Here is a 17,157-nt window from a genome sequence, read left to right as displayed (position 1 = left end):
GGCGCCCGGCGTCGGCGGTCCCCCGCGCGCGACCGCCGACAGAACCGGGCGACTCAGGCGCACGAAACGGGCGACTCGCGGGGCCGGGCGCGGCTGATCACCACGAGACCCACGCTTTCGCCCCGCAAAGGGCGCAGGTGTGAATCTCGCAACGATCAACGCGCCTCAAACGGGCCCGGCGTACGACCCGCGCCGGGCCGACGGAACCGGGCGACTCGCGCGCACAAAACGGGCGACTCGCGGGTGGGGTCAGGCCGGGAGGACCTGCTCGATCTCGGTGGCGGCGTCGGGGCCGTAGGCGTCGCGGAGGCGCTCCAGGCCGTGGGCGCGGTCCCACGTCCACTCCTGCGGGCCGTCGGTCTCCAGCACCTGGACGGCGATGAGGGAGCCGAGCTGCGCCGAACGCTCCATGGACAGCCCGCCGGCGACAGCGGCGAGGAACCCGGCGCGGAAGGCGTCGCCCACGCCCGTGGGGTCGACCTTGCCGGTCTCGGGGACGATGCCGACCTTGAGCGTCTCCGGCCCGTAGATCTCCACGCCCTTCTCCCCGTGCGTGGTGATCCGGATCTCGACCTTGTCCGCGACCTGCGCCTCGGTCCAGCCGGTCTTCTTGAGCAGCAGTTCCCACTCGTAGTCGTTGGTGAGCAGGTAGCGGGCGCCCTCGACGAGGCGGCGGATCTCCGGCCCCTCCATGCGCGCCAGCTGCTGCGACGGGTCGGCGGCGAAGGGCAGGCCCAGCTCGCGGCACTCGTCGGTGTGGCGCAGCATCGCCTCGGGGTCGTTGGCGCCGATGAGCGCCAGGTCGACTCGCTCGACGAGCGGGGCGAGGGAGATCTCGCGGGACCGCGCCATGGCGCCGGTGTAGAACGACGCGAGCTGCCGCATGTCGTCGTCGGTGGTGCAGACGAACCGGGCGGTGTTGACGTCCTCGCAGACGAGCACGGCCGAGCAGTCGACGCCGCTGGTCTCGAGGCGGGCGCGGTACTCGCCGAAGTCGGCACCGACGGCCCCCACGAGCAACGGCGACTGACCCAGCACGCCGAGGGCGAAGGCGATGTTGCCCGCCACGCCGCCGGGGCGGATCACCATGTCGTCGACCAGGAAGCTCAGCGAGAGCCGGTCGAGCTGGTCGGCGACCAACTGGTCGACGAACCGGCCCGGGAAGTGCATGAGCTGGTCGGTGGCGATGGATCCGGTTACGGCGATAGGCACGATCGAGAACCCTACCGGGCCGCGGACGCGACGAACCCCGGCCGGGGAGCCAAAGCTCCCGGCCGGGGTTCGTGGCCGATCACAACGAGCGGGTGACCGTCAGTTGAACGAGTCGCCGCAGGCGCAGGAACCGCCCGCGTTCGGGTTGTCGATCGTGAAGCCCTGCTTCTCGATGCTGTCGACGAAGTCGATGACGGCACCCTGCAGGTAGGGGGCGCTCATCCGGTCGACCCCGACCTTGAGGCCGTGGTACTCGCGGAACAGGTCGCCGTCGAGCGACCGGTCGTCGAAGAACAGCTGGTAGCGCAGGCCGGCGCAGCCACCGGGCTGGACGGCGATGCGCAGGTGCATGTCGTCGCGGCCCTCCTGGTCCAACAGGGCCTTTGCCTTGAGGGCGGCGGTGTCGGTCAGCTCGACGCCGTGCGTCTCGGTGACGACATCGGTCGTGTTATCGACGGTCATGGCTCTCCCAACATCGAGCGCGGCAATGCTGTTCCAACTCGGAACAGGTTCCGAATCGGCGCCTGCGCCGGTCCGGGATGTTCCGGTTCTGCCCTCATAGTAGGCCCTTGCCCCCCTCGTCGGCCCCCCTGTGCCGGTCGGGGTGATCCGGGCCACGCGCCACGTACTAGCGGCTCCACCGGGAGGCGACGCGCTCCGCAAGGGCCGCCAGGGTGCCCGCCGGGTCGGCCATCGACGCCTCCACGCCACCGGCGTCGTCGGCCACGGAGTACGCCGAGTCGACCCCGACCGACGCCGCTTCCCGCGTGCCGACGGACACCTGGCCGGCCAGCACGATGCACGGCACCCCGCGGTCGGCCGCTCCCTTGGCGACCGCGGTGATGAGCTTTCCGCGCAGCGACTGCCAGTCGAAGCTGCCCTCGCCCGTGATGGCGAGCTGGGCCTTGTCGAGCTCCTCGTCGAGGCCGACGAGCTCGCGCACCAGGCCTGCCCCGGACACGCGGCCGGCCCCGCACGCCAGCAGGGCGGCTCCGAGGCCGCCTGCCGCTCCGGCTCCGGGCTCGTCGCGCACGTCCTGGCCGAGGCCGGCGGCCAGCACGTCGGCGAAGCCGGCGAGCGCGGCGTCCAGTTCGGCCACGGCCTCGGCGTCCGCGCCCTTCTGCGGCCCGAAGACGGCGGCCGCGCCGTGCTCCCCGAGCAGCGGGTTGTCGACGTCGGCGGCGGCCACGAGGCGCACGTCACCCAGCTGCGGCACGCCGTCGAGCCGGACGCTCCTGACCAGGGCCGCTCCCCCGGGCGGCACGGGCTCCCCCGCCTCGTCGACGGCCACCGCGCCCAGCGCGGCCAGCATCCCGGCGCCCCCGTCGGTGGTGGCCGAGCCGCCGAGCCCGATCACCACCTCGGTGACGCCGGCGTCCCGGGCCGCGGCGACCAGCTCACCGACACCGCGCGAGGTGACGGTGCGGGCGACGTCGGGCACCCGGCGCTCCCGCGGCACGAGGTGCAGGCCGCACGCCGCGGCCGACTCCAGGTACGCCGTCGACCCGATCCGCAGCCAGCGGGCCGGCACCGGATCCCCGAAGGGGCCGGTGACATCGAGCTCGTGCCACTCACCGCCCAACGCCGTGTGCAGCACTTCGACGAAACCGGTGCCCCCGTCGGCCAGCGGGAGCAACCGCAACTCGTCGTCGGGCGCATGGCGCCGCCAACCCGCCGCGATCGCGTCGGCCGCTGCCGTCGCGCTCAAGGTCCCACCGAAGGAGTCCGGAGCCACTACCACTCGCATGCTGGGCACCGTATCGCCCGTATGGTTACCCCCGTGAGGTTCCTGCGACGCTCCACACCGACCACAGTCGGTGCCGACCCGACCGAGAACGACGTCGCGCAGGGCCCCGGCGACACCTCTCGCAGCCCCGGCAAGGGCCGTCCGACGCCGAAGCGGCGCGAGGCGGAGACCAGGCGCCGTGGCCCCGCCCCGCCCCCTCCGCGCACCCAGCGCGAGGCCTCGCGCCTGGCCAGGGCCAACCGGCCCGACAAGGACCAGCGCCGTCGGGACGCCGCCGAGCGGCGCGAGCGGATGGCTGCGGGCGACGACAGGTTCCTCATGCCCCGCGACCGTGGGCCGGTCAAGGCCTACATCCGCGACGTCGTGGACTCCCGCCCCCACCTCATGGGCCTGTTCATGCCGCTCGCGGTGATCGTGGTGCTGTCGCTGCTCGTGCCGGTGCCCGCGGCGCAGCAGTACCTCAGCCTGTTCAGCCTGATCGCGCTCACGGTGATGGTCGTCGAGGGGATCATCCTGGGGGCGTCGGTCACCAAGAAGACCCGCGAGAAGTTCCCGGACGCCACGGTCAACCCCCTGGGCACCGGCTGGTACGCGTTCACGCGGGCGAGCCAGCTGCGGAAGCTGCGCGTTCCGAAGCCGCGGGTCCAGCGGGGTGCCAACCCCTGAGGCCCGGCCCGCCCGGCGACCCGGGCGGGCTCAGGCCTCGTGGAGGCTCATCGGGCCGTAGACCTCGTCGTCGTCATCCAGCAGGGTGACGGCGTCGACGCCGATCTCGCGAAGCATCTGCCAGTCGGCGGAGAACCAGTCCTCGGCCTCCTGCCGGCTGTCGAACTGCTGGTCGGGCCCGTCCACCTGCTCGCCCGCCGCATCCAGGTACCGCCACCGGAACGCCATCCCCGGAGACTAGCGTTTTCGGCATGGATACCGGCCGTCGCACGCTCGTGCTCGGGGGCACGCGGTCGGGGAAGTCGCGGTACGCGGAGGACCTGTTGCCACCCGACGCTGCGGTCCGCTACGTGGCCACCGCGCGGCGCCGGGACGGCGACACGGAGTGGTCCGCCCGGATCGACGCGCACCGCGCACGCCGGCCTGCGGGCTGGACCACCCTGGAGGATCCCGACGTCGCCCGGCTGGTGCGCTCGGGTGGCGACCCGCTGCTGGTGGACGACATCGCCACGTGGCTGACCGGCCTGCTGGACGACGCCGGCGCCTGGGAGTCGGCGGAGGTCCCGCCCGCGGTGGGGGCCGGGGTGGCCGAGTTGGTGGACGCGGTCGCCGCCTGTCCAGGACGGCTGGTGCTGGTCTCGGCCGAGGTCGGGCTCGGTGTCGTCCCGTCCACCCGGGCCGGCAGGCTGTTCCGTGACGAACTGGGCGCGACCAACGCCGCACTCGCCGCGGTCTGTGACGACGTACTGCTGCTGGTGGCCGGGCTGCCGCTGCGCCTGAAGTAGCGCAGGCGCCCGCGGGACCCCGGGCCACGGGGTGGGCGCTCTGCGCTGTAGGAATGGTCCGTGGACCTGCCTTCCGTCACCGCTCCGGACGTCGACGCTCGCCGCGCCGCCGTCGCCCGGTTCACCGAGCTGGCAGTGGCGGACGGAGCACTCGGCCGACTCGCGGAGCTGGGCGTCTGGCTCGCCGCGGGACAGGGCGTCTGCCCGCCCCGGCCGCCTGCCCGGCCGCGGGTGATCGTCGTCGCGGCCGACCACGGCATCGCCGCAGCCGGCGTCTCGGCCCATTCCGGCGACGCGACGCTGCGGCAGGTCGCCGCGGTGCGCGCGAGCACCGCGCCGGTCGCCGTGCTCGCCCCCGTGGCCGGGGCGTCCGTGCGGGTGGTGGACGTCGGGCTCGACCACGACGTCGACACGGTCGATCAGGACGCCACCGACCGCTACCGGGTGCGCCGCGGCTCCGGGCGCATCGACAGCGCGGACGCGCTCACCGCGGACGAGACCGACCGCGCCGTGCAGATCGGCCGGACGCTGGCCGACGAGGAGGTGGACGCCGGGGCCGACCTGCTCCTGCCCGCCTCGGTCGGCGTCGGTGCCACCACCCCCGCATCCGTGCTGGTGGCCGCCGTCACCGGTACCGAGCCCGTCGCCGTGATCGGGCGCGGCAGCGGCATCGACGACAACGCGTGGATGCGCAAGGCAGCGGCCGTCCGCGACGCGCTGCGCCGGACAAGGCCGCACACGCGCGACCCACTGGCCCTGCTGCGCGTCGCGGGCGGCGCCGACCTGGCCGTGCTCACCGGGTTCTGCCTGCAGGCCGCGCTGCGGCGCACCCCCGTGCTGCTCGACGGCCTCGTCGTGGGCGCGGCAGCGCTGCTGGCCGACGAACTGGCGCCCGGGGCCCGGGAGTGGTGGCTGGTGGCGCAGCGCTCGCCGGAGCCGGCGATGACGCTCGTGGTCGATCACCTGGGCCTGGCTCCCGTGCTCGACCTCGGCATCCGGCTGGGCGACGGGACGGGTGCCGCCACCGTCGTCCCGCTGCTGCAGATGGCCGCGCGGCTGCTCGCCGAGACCGCCACGGCCGCGGATCTCGGACTCGCGTGACCGGCTGATCCGGGCGTGACGTGAAGGGGTGGGCGCTGGCGCTGAGCTGGCTCACCGTCCTGCCGGTGCGCACGGACGCACCGGATGCGCGGGTCGCCGCGGCGGCGATCCGCTGGGCCCCGGTCGTCGGGGCGTTGCTCGGCGCCGCGGCGGGCGGCGTGCTGCTGGGGCTGTCAGCGCTCGGTGTCCCCCCGGCGGCTGCCGGGTTGCTGACCGTCGGGTTCCTGGCCGCGGCCACGCGCGGGATGCACGTGGACGGCCTCGCCGACACCGCCGACGGGCTGGGCTGCTTCGGCCCGCCCGAGCGGGCGCTGGCCGTGATGCGCGACGGTGGCGCCGGACCGTTCGCGGTGGTCACGCTGCTGGTGGCACTGGGCACTCAGGCCGCGGCGCTGGCCGCCCTCGTGCCGACAGGGACGTACGCGCTCGCGGGAGTCGCTCTGGCGGGTGCGGCGGGCCGGGCGGCGTTCGCATGGGTGTGCCGACGCGGGGTTCCCGCGGCGCGCCCCGGCGGACTCGGTGCCGTCGTCGCCGGCTCGCAGCGGTGGTGGGTCGCACCCGCCTGGTGGACGGCACTGGCCGTCGCCGGCCTGCTGCTGTGGGGTTGGCGGGGTGTGCTCGCGGTCGGCCTCGGCACCCTCGTCGTGATGGCGCTGTCGCGGCACACCACCCGGCGCTTCGGTGGCATGACCGGCGACGTGCTCGGAGCGGCGGGCGAGGTGGCCACGACAGCGGCACTGGTCATCCTGGCCACGGCGGTGCCCACCCCGGCCTGGTGGTGACGCCCGTCAGGCGGGGACGAGCGTGCGCATCCAGGAGTGCGTGTCGGGTGCGATACCGCGCTGGACGTCGGTGAGCAGGCCGCGCAGCCGCATGCTGACCGGGCCCGGTTCGCCGTTGCCCACGACGACCTCGCCGTCGTTGTGCTTGACCACACCGACGGGAGTGATCACGGCGGCCGTGCCGCAGGCGAACACCTCGCTGATCCGGCCGTCGGCGCACCCGGTGAGCCACTCCTCCGCCGAGATGCGCCGCTCGCTGACCTGGCAGCCGAGCTCCTTGGCCAGGACCAGCAGGGAGTCGCGGGTGACGCCGGGCAGGATGCTGCCGGACAGCTCCGGGGTGACGACCTCCACCGAGTCGCCCGTCCCGAAGACGTAGAAGAGGTTCATCCCGCCCATCTCTTCCACCCACTTGCGCTCGGCGGCGTCGAGATAGGCGACCTGGGCGCAGCCGTGCTCGGTGGCCTGGGCCTGCGGCAACAGCGATGCGGCGTAGTTGCCACCGCACTTCGCGGTGCCGGTGCCACCCACCGCGGCGCGGGTGTAGTCGGTGCAGAGCCACACCCCGACCGGCTTGACCCCGCCGGGGAAGTAGGCGCCCGCAGGCGAGGCGATGACCGCGTAGAGGTACTCGGTGGCCGGGCGCACCCCGAGCCCCACCTCGGTGGCGATCATGAACGGCCGTAGGTAGAGACACTCCTCACCGCCCGCAGGCGGCACCCACGCCCGGTCCGCGGCGACGAGCTCGCCGAGCGAGGCGAGGAACATCTCGTCCGGCAGCGGCGGCATCGCGAGCCGGACCGCCGAGGAACGGAACCGGGCGGCGTTGACCTCCGGCCGGAAGGAGGCCACGGAACCGTCGGGCTGCTGGTAGGCCTTCAGCCCCTCGAAGATCTCCTGCCCGTAGTGGAGCACCATCGAGGCAGGGTCGAGCATGAGCGGGCCGTAGGGCACCACCGAGAGGTCGTGCCAGCCCTCGTCCGCGTTCCACCGGATGGTCACCATGTGGTCGGTGAAGTGCCGACCGAACCCCGGGTCGGCAAGGATCTTGTCGCGCTGCGCCGTGGAGACCGGCGCGGGGTTGAGGGTCCGGGTGAACTGCGAGCTCATGGGATTTACATTATCTGGTCGAGCAACCCCGACTGTCGGACGTCCGACAAATTGCTCCGGTCAGAAGCTACCGCACGTGCGACGGGACGAACGGCGGCCTGACCACCTCGCAGGCCAGCTCTCGTCCGCGCACGTCCACGCTCACCTGGTCGCCGATGGCCACCCCGGAAGCCGTGTCGATCAGAGCGAGCGCGATGCCGGTCTTCAGCGTCGGGGAGAACGTGCCGGATGTGGTGGTGCCCACGCGCTCGCCGGCACTCAGCACCGTCATGCCGGCGCGCGGGACGCCCCGGCCGGTGGCCCGCAGGCCGCGCAGGCGCCGGACCGGACCGGCCTCCTTCTCCGCGACAAGCGCGTCGCGACCCCAGAACTCGGGCTTCGACCAGCCGACGGCCCATCCGCTGCCCGCCTGCACCGGTGAGATGTCGACCGAGAGGTCCTGACCGTGGAGCGGGTAGCCCATCTCGGTGCGCAGGGTGTCGCGGGCGCCCAGCCCGGCCGGGCGGCCGCCCAGCGGTCCGGCTCCGGCGAGCAGCGCGTCCCACACTCCCGGCGCGGCGTCGGCAGGGACGAGAAGCTCGTACCCGCGCTCGCCGGTGTAGCCGGTGCGGCACACGCGCACGGCGCCCGCGTCGGTGAACTCCATGTAGTCGAGCCCGGCCACGCCCTCGAAGCCGGCGAACATGGTGGTGAACAACTCCTCGGAGCGCGGGCCCTGCACGGCGATCACCGCCAGCTCGCGGTGCCGGTCGACGACCTCGACGCCGGCCGGGGCCGCAGCGCGCAGAAGCTCGGCGACCCGGGCGGCGTTGGCGGCGTTGGGAACGGCCAGCACCTCGTCGGGCCCGACCAGGTAGACGATCAGGTCGTCGACGACGCCGCCGTCCTCGGTGCAGCACAGCGTGTACTGCGCGTGCCCCGGTCCGATCTTTCCCAGGTCGGCGGTGAAGCAGCGGTTGACGAACTCCGCGGCGCCCGGACCGGTGATCGCCAGCTTGCCCAGGTGGCTGACGTCGAAGACGCCGACGGATTCGCGGACCGCCGTGTGCTCGGCCACCGTGCCGTCCGGGTAGGCCAACGGCATCGACCAACCGCCGAAGGCACCGAGGCTGGCGCCGAGCGTGATGTGCTGATCGTGCAACGGGCTGGTCAGGAGGTCGTCCACGACGGTGGACGCTACTGCTCGCACCGTCGTTTCAGGCCGTCGGCCTCCATCGCGAGGTAGCGCCCGGTCAGCCCGCGGATGAACATCCCGACCAGCAGGCCGACCGGCCCCTGCTGCGACAGCCGCAGCCGCACCGCCGTGGCGTCGCCGGCGGGCGTGACGAGGTGCTCGGCGACGGTGCGGACGCCGGGTGCGGTCGACACCCATGTGAACCCGCGGGTGGGGTGCAGATCGGTGACCTCCCAGCGGGCGGACGGCAGGCGGGGCTGGCGCAGCTCCGCCTGGCTACCGACCGCGAACGGGCCGGTGTCCAGGCGACGGACGGCGCTGACCGAGGCGGTCCACTCCGGCCACCGCTCGACGTCTGTGAGCACGGCGAACACGCGGTCCGGGGGCGCCTCGATCGTCACCGACCGTTCCAACTCCATCCGCGGGCTCCTCACCGATCATCGACGCCGGCTCAGAATCGTACATATCGCCCACCCGACGGCCAGGGCGGCTGCGGTGACGAGCACCTGTTGCAGCGCCAGCAGCACCGCGAGCCCGACGCACAGCAGCAAGCCCAACCACGAGGTCCAGACCGGCCAGCGCCGCTGCGTCCGGGGCAGCCGCAGCGCGGCCAGGTTGATCACTGCGTAGTAGACGAGCACGGAGCACGCCGACAACGCGATCGCCGCCACCGGTCCCACGAGCACGGCCAGCCCGATCGCCGCGGCCCCACCCGCGAGGTCGGCCCAGCGCGGGGTGCCACGGGAACACACCGACGCGAGAGCGCTCGGCAGTTCGCGGCGCTGCGCCATCGCCAGCGCGGTGCGGCTCACCCCCACGAGCACGGCCAGCAGCGCCGACGCTGCAGCGGTTGCGGCGCCGACCCGGACGACCACGCCGAGCATGCTGGCCTGGCCCGCGTCGACCACGGCGACCAGCGGCGTCGGCTCGGCGGCCAGCCGCTCACTGCCCAGGCCGACGAGCAGCGCGATCGCCACCAGCAGGTAGGTGACCAGCGCGATGCCGAGCGCGATCGTGATGGCCCGGTGCAGAGTCCGTTCCGGGTCGCGGACCTCGCCGCCGAGGGTGGCGATGCGCGCGTACCCGGCGAAAGCGAAGAACACCAACCCTGCGGCCGTGAGCACACCGACGACCCCGCCGCGCATGGCGATCGGTTCCACATCGGGGGTGGCCGCGGAGACCACCGGGTCGTCGTAGGGACCGAGCAGCCCGATCACGACCACGACGAGCAGGACGGCGAGCGTGCCCCCGACCAGCGCATACGCGCTGCGTGCCGTCCACCGCACACCGGCGGTGTTCAGGGCCGTGGCCGTGACGATCACCAGGATCGCCGCAGGCAGCGGGTGCGACGGCAGTACGTAGCCGCCGAACACGCCGGCGGCCGCGGCGGCGGAGGCCGTCTTGCCCACCAGGAACGCGACGCCGGCGAGCCGTCCGGCTCCGTGCGAGAGGCGCTCGCGCCCGTAGACGAAGCCACCACCGCTCTCCGGGTGGGCGACGGCGAGATCGGCGGTGGACGCGGCGTTGCACAGCGCGACGAACCCGGCGATCAGGACGGCGAGCAGCAGCCACGGCCCCGCAGCGGCGGCGGCGGGAGCCCACACCGCGAACACGCCCGTGCCGAGCATCGCCGCCAGCCCGAGCACGACCGCGTCGGCCGTACCGAGACGGCGCTGCAGGCTCCAGGACACGTCGCTCACCCTTGCACCCGGCCCTGCCTGATCCGGCTGCATGCCGGTGTCATTAGCATCTCGAAGCGATCTCGCCTTCGTTCGTGCCGTCCCCACGGGTCGGTCCGACGGCCATCGATCTGCCACCGCGCAGGCTCCGTTCATCGAGAGGACGGCACGTGTCCACCGATCTCTACGTGGCGGACGGCTCCCCTGCCGCCGCCGAAACCGACGCCGTGATCATCGGGCTGCTGCCCGCCAACGGTGAGGACACCGGGCCGCGCCTGGCTCCCGGAGCCGAAGAGGTGGCCGAGGCGTTCGGCACCGGCGACGACGAACTCGCCGCCCTGCTCTCCGTGACCGGAGCCACCGGCAAGGCCGACGAGGTGGCCAAGCTGCCCACCCGGGGCGCGATCACCGCTCCGCTGCTCGTCGCGGTGGGGCTCGGTGAGCCCGAGGCCGACGGGGCACCCACGGCCGAGGCGGTGCGCCGGGCCTCCGGCGCGGCCGCACGGGCGCTGGCAGGCACCGCGAGCGCGGTGAACACCCTGGGCCGCATCGACCTGGCCGCCGCGGCCGAGGGCACGCTGCTCGGCGCGTACACGTTCACCGCCTACCGCAGCAACGGCGCCGGCCGGGCCCCGGTCGGCCGGGTCGGCCTGACCGCGGGCGACGGGGAGGCCGAGGAGATCCTGCGCACCGCCACGGCGGTCGCCACGGCCGTCCGCACCGCGCGTGACCTCGTCAACACACCGCCCAACGACCTGTTCCCGGAGTCGTTCGCCGCCCGGGCCCGCGAGCTGGCCGAGGCCGTCGGCGTCGAGGTCGAGGTGCTCGACGGCGCCGCGCTCACCGAGGGCGGTTACGGCGGCGTACTCGGCGTCGGACAGGGCTCGTCGCGCGGACCGCGGCTGGTCCGGCTCCGCTACGCGGGCGGCACGGCACCCCGGGCCACCGTGGCGCTCATCGGCAAGGGCATCACCTTCGACACCGGCGGCATCTCGATCAAGCCGGCCGCCAACATGGACCACATGACGTCCGACATGGGCGGTGCGGCGGCCGTCATCGCCACCACCCTGCTGGCCGCGCAGCTGGAGCTGCCGGTGGCCGTCACGGCCACCGTGCCGATGGCCGAGAACATGCCCAGCGCCACCGCGTACCGGCCGGGCGACGTGCTGCAGATGTACGGCGGCCGCACGGTCGAGGTGCTCAACACCGACGCGGAGGGCCGCCTGATCCTGGCCGACGCGATCACCCGGGCCGTCGAGGACGACCCCGACTACCTGATCGAAACCTCCACGCTCACCGGAGCCCAGCAGGTGGCGCTCGGGCTGCGCACCGCCGGAGTGATGGGCAGCGACGAGTTCCGCGACCGGGTGGCCGCGCTCGCCAGGTCCACCGGCGAGGACGCGTGGGCGATGCCGCTTCCCGCCCACCTGCGCGGCGAGCTGGACTCGCGCGTGGCCGACATCGCCAACGTCACCGGCACCCGATGGGGTGGGATGCTCGTGGCAGGCACCTTCCTGCGCGAGTTCGTGCCCGCCGGTCTCCCGTGGGCGCACATCGACATCGCCGGCCCGTCGTTCCACTCGGGAGGGCCGTACGGCTACACGACGAAGGGCGGCACCGGCGTGCCGGTCCGCACGATGTACGCCGTGCTGGCCGACATCGCGGCGAACGGCTGACCGGCCCCGCCGCTACCCGTTCAGATCCTCCTGACGCCGCCGGTCACGCAGGATCCGCTGCCGGGCGTCGTGGTCGCGCATCCGCTGCGGATAGCCCACCAGCTGCACGTCGTACACCGGCATCTTCAGCGAGCGCGCCAGCTTGCGGGCCCCGTCGGCCGACGGGATCCGCCGCCGCGTCCACTCGCCGTCGCGGTCGACCAGCAGCATCGTCATCGCGGTGACGGTGGTGCGGGGCTCCACGAACGCCTCCACCCCCTCGTGCGACTCCGCCCAGGCGCGCAGATGCGCCCGGTCGTCGTCGAACGCCGCGCGAGGCCCGCTCCGGCGGACCATGCCCAGCTTCCCCAGGAGGCTCACCGCCTGTCCTCGCTTCGCTCGGCTTGCGCGTCACACATAGACCGTCTCCGTGGCTCGCGCCACGCCTGCGTCGCCGGCTCACTCATCGCGGCCCCACCTCCTGACTGCGTCAACGCGCGAGGTCGGTGGTTTTCTCCCGTACGACCAGCCGCCGCGGCCGACCACTGCGGATGACAAGATGAGCGAAGCGGCGTCACATGCCGCTGACACACGCACTGCCGGCAATTCGGTGAGGGAGTTCAGACGTGCCCGAGCACAACGCAGACCTGGTGATCCTCGGTGGAGGATCGGGCGGCTACGCCTGTGCGCTGCGGGCTGCCGAGCTGGGGATGTCCGTCGTGCTGGTCGAGCGCGACAAGCTCGGCGGCACGTGCCTGCACTACGGCTGCATCCCCACCAAGGCCCTGCTGCACGCCGCCGAGGTGGCCGACAGCGCCCGTGAGGGCGACAAGGTCGGCGTCAAGAGCTCCCTGGCCGGCATTGACATGGCCGGCGTGAACTCCTACAAGGACGGCGTGATCGCCAAGCTCTACAAGGGACTGCAGGGTCTGGTGAAGTCCCGCAAGATCACTCTGGTCGAGGGCACCGGCCGCTTCGAGGGCCCGAAGACGGTCGTCGTCGGTGAGGACCGCTACGTCGGCAAGAACGTGGTGCTCGCCACGGGCAGCTACTCCAGGACCCTGCCCGGCCTCGACATCGGCGGCCGCATCATCACCAGCAGCGAGGCCATCCACCTCGACCACGTGCCCGATCGCATCGTCGTGCTCGGCGGCGGGGTGATCGGCGTCGAGTTCGCCTCGGTGTTCAAGAGCTTCGGCTCCGAGGTCACCATCGTCGAGGCGCTGCCCCGGCTGGTCCCCAACGAGGACGAGTTCGCCTCGAAGCTGCTGGAGCGGGCGTTCCGCCGCCGCAAGATCAGCTTCAAGACCGGCGTCAAGTTCACCGGGGCCAAGCAGACCGAGGACACCGTCACCGTGTCGCTCGAGTCCGGCGAGGAGATCGAGGCCGACCTGCTGCTCGTCGCCGTCGGCCGCGGCCCCAACACCGCCAATGCCGGCTTCGAGGAGGCGGGCGTGCGGATGGAACGCGGTTTCGTCCTTGCCGACGAGCGGCTGCGCACCAACCTGCCGGGCGTCTACGCGCTCGGCGACATCGTGCCCGGACTGCAGCTCGCGCACCGCGGGTTCGCCCAGGGCATCTTCCTCGCCGAGGACATCGCCGGTCTCAACCCGCCGGTGATCGACGAGGCCGGCATCCCCCGCGTCACCTACTGCGAGCCCGAGGTGGCGTCCGTCGGGCTCACCGAGGCGCAGGCCAAGGAGAAGTACGGGGAGATCCAGACGCTCACCTACGACCTCGCAGGCAACGGCAAGAGCCAGATCCTGCAGACGCAGGGCGCGATCAAACTGATCAAGTCCGGGGCGGAGGGCACGCAGGGCCCCGTCGTCGGCATCCACATGGTCGGCGCCCGCGTCGGCGAACTCATCGGCGAGGCCCAGCTGGTCTACAACTGGGATGCCCAGGCCGAGGACGTCGCCGCGCTGGTGCACGCCCACCCCACCCAGAACGAGGCGTTCGGCGAGGCCCACCTCGCGCTGGCCGGCAAACCGTTGCACAGCCACTCGTGACCAGGCACAGCTGACCCCGCTGCCCCGGCCACCCGAACCCGAACCGCAGGAAGAGGAGCTCCGACCCGCTATGGCCTTCTCCGTCCAGATGCCCGCCCTCGGTGAGAGCGTCACCGAGGGCACCGTCACTCGGTGGCTCAAGCAGGAGGGAGACCGGGTCGAGGTCGACGAGCCCCTGCTCGAGGTCTCCACCGACAAGGTCGACACCGAGATCCCGTCACCCGCAGCCGGTGTGCTGCAGCGCATCGTCGCCGGTGAGGACGAGACGGTCGAGGTCGGCGGTGAGCTCGCCGTGATCGGCGACGGCTCCGACTCCGACTCCGGCGGCGACGCCGAGTCCGGTGGCGACGCCGAAGCCGACGCCGCGGTCGAGGCGCCCGCCGAGGAGGAGGCCGACGCCGACGCTGCGCCGGCCCCGCCCAACAAGGCGGACTCCGCCAAGAACGAGGAGCCCACCCCGGCCCCGCAGGCGTCCACCGAGTCCACCGGCTCGGGCACCGCGATCACGATGCCCGAACTCGGCGAGAGCGTCACCGAGGGCACGGTCACCCGCTGGCTCAAGCAGGTGGGCGACTCCGTCGAGGTCGACGAGCCGCTGCTCGAGGTCTCCACCGACAAGGTCGACACCGAGATCCCCTCCCCCATCGCCGGCACCCTTCTCGAGATCACCGCGGCCGAGGACGAGACGGTCGACGTCGGCGGCCAGCTCGCCGTGATCGGGGACACCTCCGCGGCCCCCTCCGGCCGTTCCGCGTCGGACAGCGCGCCCGCCGACAGCGCACCCGCCGCCGAGAAGCAGGACCAGGCGGCCGAGCCCGAGGCACAGGCCCCCACCGCAACCGAGCAGAAGGGGCCCGAGAAGCCCTCGAACAACGGCAAGGCCCCTCAGGCCGAGGAGCAGGCCGAGCGCGAGGAAATCCCCTCCGAGCAGCCCGAACGCGACGAGAGCGGCGACAGTGGCCGGGGCACCCCGTACGTCACCCCGCTGGTGCGCAAGCTGGCGGCCGAGCACGACGTCGACCTCTCCACGATCACCGGCACGGGTGTCGGCGGGAGGATCCGGAAGCAGGACGTCCTCGCCGCGGCAGAGGCCCGCAAGCCCGCCCCCGAGCCCGAGCCCGAGGCCGCCCCGGCGGCCGCCGAGGCCCCGGCCCCGGCAGGCGCACCGTCCGCGGCTCCGGCCCGGCAGGTGCCCAAGCCCGCCGCTGACGGCCCACAGCCCGGCACCACCGTGAAGCTGCCGCGCCTGCGGCAGGTGATCGCGCAGCGGATGTCGGAGTCGCTGCGGGTGTCGGCCCAGCTCACCACCGTGCAGGACGTCGACGTCACCCGCATCGCCCGGCTGCGCGCCCGCGCCAAGGCCGAGTTCGAGCGCCGCGAGGGCGTCAAGCTCACGTTCCTGCCGTTCTTCGCCAAGGCCGCTGTGGAGGCACTGAAGGCCTTCCCGCAGGTCAACGCGTCGATCAACGAGGAGACCAGGGAGGTCGTCTACCACGGGGCCGTGCACCTGGCGATCGCGGTCGACACCCCGCGCGGTCTCCTCGTCCCGGTGATCAAGAACGCCGAGGACCTCAACATCGCGGGCCTCGCCCGGCGGATCGCCGACGTCGCCGCCCGCACCCGGGCCAACAAGATCGGCCCGGACGAGCTCTCCGGCGGCACGTTCACCATCACCAACATCGGCAGCGCCGGTGCGCTCTTCGACACACCGATCATCAACCAGCCGCAGGTCGCCATCCTCGGCACCGGCAAGATCACGAAGCAGCCCACGGTGGTCACCGGGCCGGACGGCGAGGACTCCATCGCCATCCGCTCCGTGTGCTACCTGCCCCTCACCTACGACCACCGTCTGGTCGACGGGGCCGACGCGGGCCGCTTCGTGAGCGCGATCAAGGCTCGCCTGGAGGAAGGGGCGTTCGAGGCCGACCTCGGCCTCTGACACTCCCCGTGGGCCCCGCGACGGCGGGGCCCACGGCGGTCGCGGGGCGGCCGCAGAGTCCCCCGAGTGGGTCGGCCGCCCGACTCGCGCGCTCCGTCGGGTTCCGCAAGGATCACGGGGTGCGCGTCGTCATCGCCGGCTCATCCGGCCTGATCGGAACCTCTCTCGTGGCCCACCTCCGGGCGGCGGGTCACGAGGTGCTGCGCCTGGTCCGCCGGGCGCCGGCCGCACCCGACGAACGCGGCTGGGACCCACCCGCCGGCCGAATCGACGACGGCACGTTCGACGGCGTCGACGGGGTGATCAACCTGGCCGGGGCCGGGATCGCCGACCGGCCGTGGAGCGGGGCGCGCAAGCAACTGCTGCGTGACAGTCGCAACGTGCCCACCGAGGTGCTGGCCACCGCGGTGGCCGACCACGGCGTGGCCGCGCTGCTGAACGCCTCGGGCATCAACTACTACGGCGACACCGGCACCCGGGTGGTGGACGAGACGGCGCCGCCCGGTGCGGGGTTCCTCGCCGAGGTCTGCCGCGACTGGGAGGCGGCCACCGCGCCCGCGAGCGACGCCGGTGCCCGGGTCGTCCTGCTGCGGTCGGCTGCCGTGCTCTCTCCGGGAGGCGGCCTGCTGGGCAGGCTGCGGCCGTTGTTCTCACTGATGCTCGGCGGGCGCATCGGCAGCGGGGAGCAGGCGTTCCCGTGGATCTCCCTCGATGACGAGGTCGGCGCCATCCGGTTCCTGCTGGAGCACCCTGACGTCTCGGGACCGGTCAACCTCGCCGGGCCGGAGCCGGCGACGAACGCCGAGTTCACCGAGGCCCTCTCCGCCGTGCTGCACCGGCCGGCCCCCTTCACGGCGCCCGCCTTCGCCCTCAGGGCCGTGCTCGGGCAGATGGCCGACGAGATGGTGCTCACCGGGCCCGTGGCCGTACCCGCGCTGCTCCTCAAGCACGGCTACCAGTTCCGCCACCGCACTGTCCGAGAGGCACTGGCCGCGGCCCTGGAGCACTGACCCCACCCCCGCGAGTCGCCCGTTTCGGGTCCGCGAGTCGCCCGTTTCCGGCCCGCGAGTCGCCCGTGGTCACCACGAACCGCGCACCAGAGCCCTGCCGAGGGCGCTGACGTGCGCTTCACCACATCCGGGGCTCTGTGATCTGAAGAGCCGGGCGACTCGCGCACGCAGAACGGGCGACTCGCGCACACGGAACGGGCGACTCGCGGGGCGGGGCGGGGTCTGGTTCCGCGCGCGGATCAATCCACGGGGCGAGCCAGGGACGATCAGAGCGGGCGTAGCGTGATG

17 protein-coding genes are annotated in these 17,157 nt (G+C 73.2%); 8 read left to right on the top strand and 9 right to left on the bottom strand.

The window, feature by feature from the left end:
- Positions 1-249: 249 nt before the first annotated feature.
- From AC5L35_RS22660 to AC5L35_RS22650, 3 genes are all read right to left on the bottom strand, one after another.
- Complete coding sequence (locus AC5L35_RS22660; RefSeq protein ID WP_495061899.1) at positions 250-1,170, bottom strand: carbohydrate kinase family protein; 921 nt, start codon at positions 1,168-1,170, stop codon at positions 250-252.
- Positions 1,171-1,311: 141 nt separating this feature from the next.
- Positions 1,312-1,674 carry a HesB/IscA family protein gene (locus AC5L35_RS22655; RefSeq protein WP_169398710.1) on the bottom strand — a complete coding sequence of 121 codons (363 nt, stop codon included), beginning with the start codon at positions 1,672-1,674 and terminating at the stop codon, positions 1,312-1,314.
- A 166-nt stretch (positions 1,675-1,840) separates the two neighbouring features.
- Positions 1,841-2,959, bottom strand: a complete 1,119-nt coding sequence (locus AC5L35_RS22650) for a glycerate kinase family protein (protein ID WP_495061687.1) — start codon at positions 2,957-2,959, stop codon at positions 1,841-1,843.
- 33 nt (positions 2,960-2,992) lie between these two features.
- On the opposite strand from AC5L35_RS22650, the gene AC5L35_RS22645 reads away from it, so the two are divergent.
- The gene (locus AC5L35_RS22645) at positions 2,993-3,625 is read left to right on the top strand and encodes a DUF3043 domain-containing protein (protein ID WP_495061686.1); all 633 of its coding nucleotides are present in this window, start codon (positions 2,993-2,995) and stop codon (positions 3,623-3,625) included.
- 30 nt (positions 3,626-3,655) lie between these two features.
- Here the strand turns inward: AC5L35_RS22645 and AC5L35_RS22640 are convergent, their stop codons facing one another.
- On the bottom strand, positions 3,656-3,853 hold the full coding sequence (locus AC5L35_RS22640) for a hypothetical protein (RefSeq protein ID WP_495061685.1): 198 nt from the start codon (positions 3,851-3,853) through the stop codon (positions 3,656-3,658).
- A gap of 23 nt (positions 3,854-3,876) precedes the next feature.
- Between AC5L35_RS22640 and AC5L35_RS22635 the strand changes: the two genes are divergently transcribed.
- Genes AC5L35_RS22635 through AC5L35_RS22625 form a run of 3 tightly spaced genes read left to right on the top strand, consistent with a single transcriptional unit; the run spans position 3,877 to position 6,293 of the window.
- A complete protein-coding gene (locus AC5L35_RS22635; protein ID WP_495061684.1) occupies positions 3,877-4,410 on the top strand; it encodes a bifunctional adenosylcobinamide kinase/adenosylcobinamide-phosphate guanylyltransferase in 534 nt (177 codons plus the stop codon).
- 60 nt (positions 4,411-4,470) lie between these two features.
- On the top strand, positions 4,471-5,511 hold the full coding sequence (locus tag AC5L35_RS22630) for a nicotinate-nucleotide--dimethylbenzimidazole phosphoribosyltransferase (RefSeq protein WP_495061683.1): 1,041 nt from the start codon (positions 4,471-4,473) through the stop codon (positions 5,509-5,511).
- A 20-nt stretch (positions 5,512-5,531) separates the two neighbouring features.
- Positions 5,532-6,293, top strand: coding sequence for an adenosylcobinamide-GDP ribazoletransferase (locus AC5L35_RS22625; RefSeq protein WP_495061682.1), 762 nt, complete (start codon positions 5,532-5,534; stop codon positions 6,291-6,293).
- Between the two features lie 6 nt (positions 6,294-6,299).
- Here AC5L35_RS22625 and AC5L35_RS22620 read toward each other — a convergent pair whose 3' ends face one another.
- The 4 genes from AC5L35_RS22620 to AC5L35_RS22605 form a co-directional block, all read right to left on the bottom strand.
- Positions 6,300-7,403, bottom strand: a complete 1,104-nt coding sequence (locus AC5L35_RS22620) for a branched-chain amino acid aminotransferase (protein ID WP_495061681.1) — start codon at positions 7,401-7,403, stop codon at positions 6,300-6,302.
- A 67-nt stretch (positions 7,404-7,470) separates the two neighbouring features.
- Positions 7,471-8,568 carry a glycine cleavage system aminomethyltransferase GcvT gene (gcvT, locus tag AC5L35_RS22615; protein ID WP_495061680.1) on the bottom strand — a complete coding sequence of 366 codons (1,098 nt, stop codon included), beginning with the start codon at positions 8,566-8,568 and terminating at the stop codon, positions 7,471-7,473.
- Between the two features lie 11 nt (positions 8,569-8,579).
- On the bottom strand, positions 8,580-8,996 hold the full coding sequence (locus AC5L35_RS22610) for an SRPBCC family protein (RefSeq protein ID WP_495061679.1): 417 nt from the start codon (positions 8,994-8,996) through the stop codon (positions 8,580-8,582).
- Positions 8,997-9,014: 18 nt separating this feature from the next.
- Positions 9,015-10,277, bottom strand: coding sequence for an APC family permease (locus AC5L35_RS22605; RefSeq protein ID WP_495061678.1), 1,263 nt, complete (start codon positions 10,275-10,277; stop codon positions 9,015-9,017).
- A 149-nt stretch (positions 10,278-10,426) separates the two neighbouring features.
- Between AC5L35_RS22605 and AC5L35_RS22600 the strand changes: the two genes are divergently transcribed.
- Positions 10,427-11,932, top strand: a complete 1,506-nt coding sequence (locus tag AC5L35_RS22600) for a leucyl aminopeptidase (protein WP_495061677.1) — start codon at positions 10,427-10,429, stop codon at positions 11,930-11,932.
- Between the two features lie 12 nt (positions 11,933-11,944).
- On the opposite strand, the gene AC5L35_RS22595 is transcribed toward AC5L35_RS22600, so the two are convergent.
- Positions 11,945-12,292, bottom strand: a complete 348-nt coding sequence (locus AC5L35_RS22595) for an oxidoreductase (RefSeq protein ID WP_495061676.1) — start codon at positions 12,290-12,292, stop codon at positions 11,945-11,947.
- Between the two features lie 245 nt (positions 12,293-12,537).
- Here AC5L35_RS22595 and lpdA point away from each other — a divergent pair, with 245 nt between their 5' ends.
- From lpdA to AC5L35_RS22580, 3 genes are all read left to right on the top strand, one after another.
- Positions 12,538-13,920, top strand: coding sequence for a dihydrolipoyl dehydrogenase (lpdA, locus tag AC5L35_RS22590; RefSeq protein WP_495061675.1), 1,383 nt, complete (start codon positions 12,538-12,540; stop codon positions 13,918-13,920).
- Positions 13,921-13,990: 70 nt separating this feature from the next.
- Positions 13,991-15,859 carry a 2-oxoglutarate dehydrogenase, E2 component, dihydrolipoamide succinyltransferase gene (gene sucB, locus AC5L35_RS22585; RefSeq protein WP_495061674.1) on the top strand — a complete coding sequence of 623 codons (1,869 nt, stop codon included), beginning with the start codon at positions 13,991-13,993 and terminating at the stop codon, positions 15,857-15,859.
- 119 nt (positions 15,860-15,978) lie between these two features.
- The gene (locus tag AC5L35_RS22580) at positions 15,979-16,869 is read left to right on the top strand and encodes a TIGR01777 family oxidoreductase (protein WP_495061673.1); all 891 of its coding nucleotides are present in this window, start codon (positions 15,979-15,981) and stop codon (positions 16,867-16,869) included.
- Positions 16,870-17,157: the final 288 nt, after the last annotated feature.

This window comes from Pseudonocardia sp. OZ21 (assembly GCF_059359135.1).
This window is presented reverse-complemented; position numbering and strand designations above follow the sequence as displayed.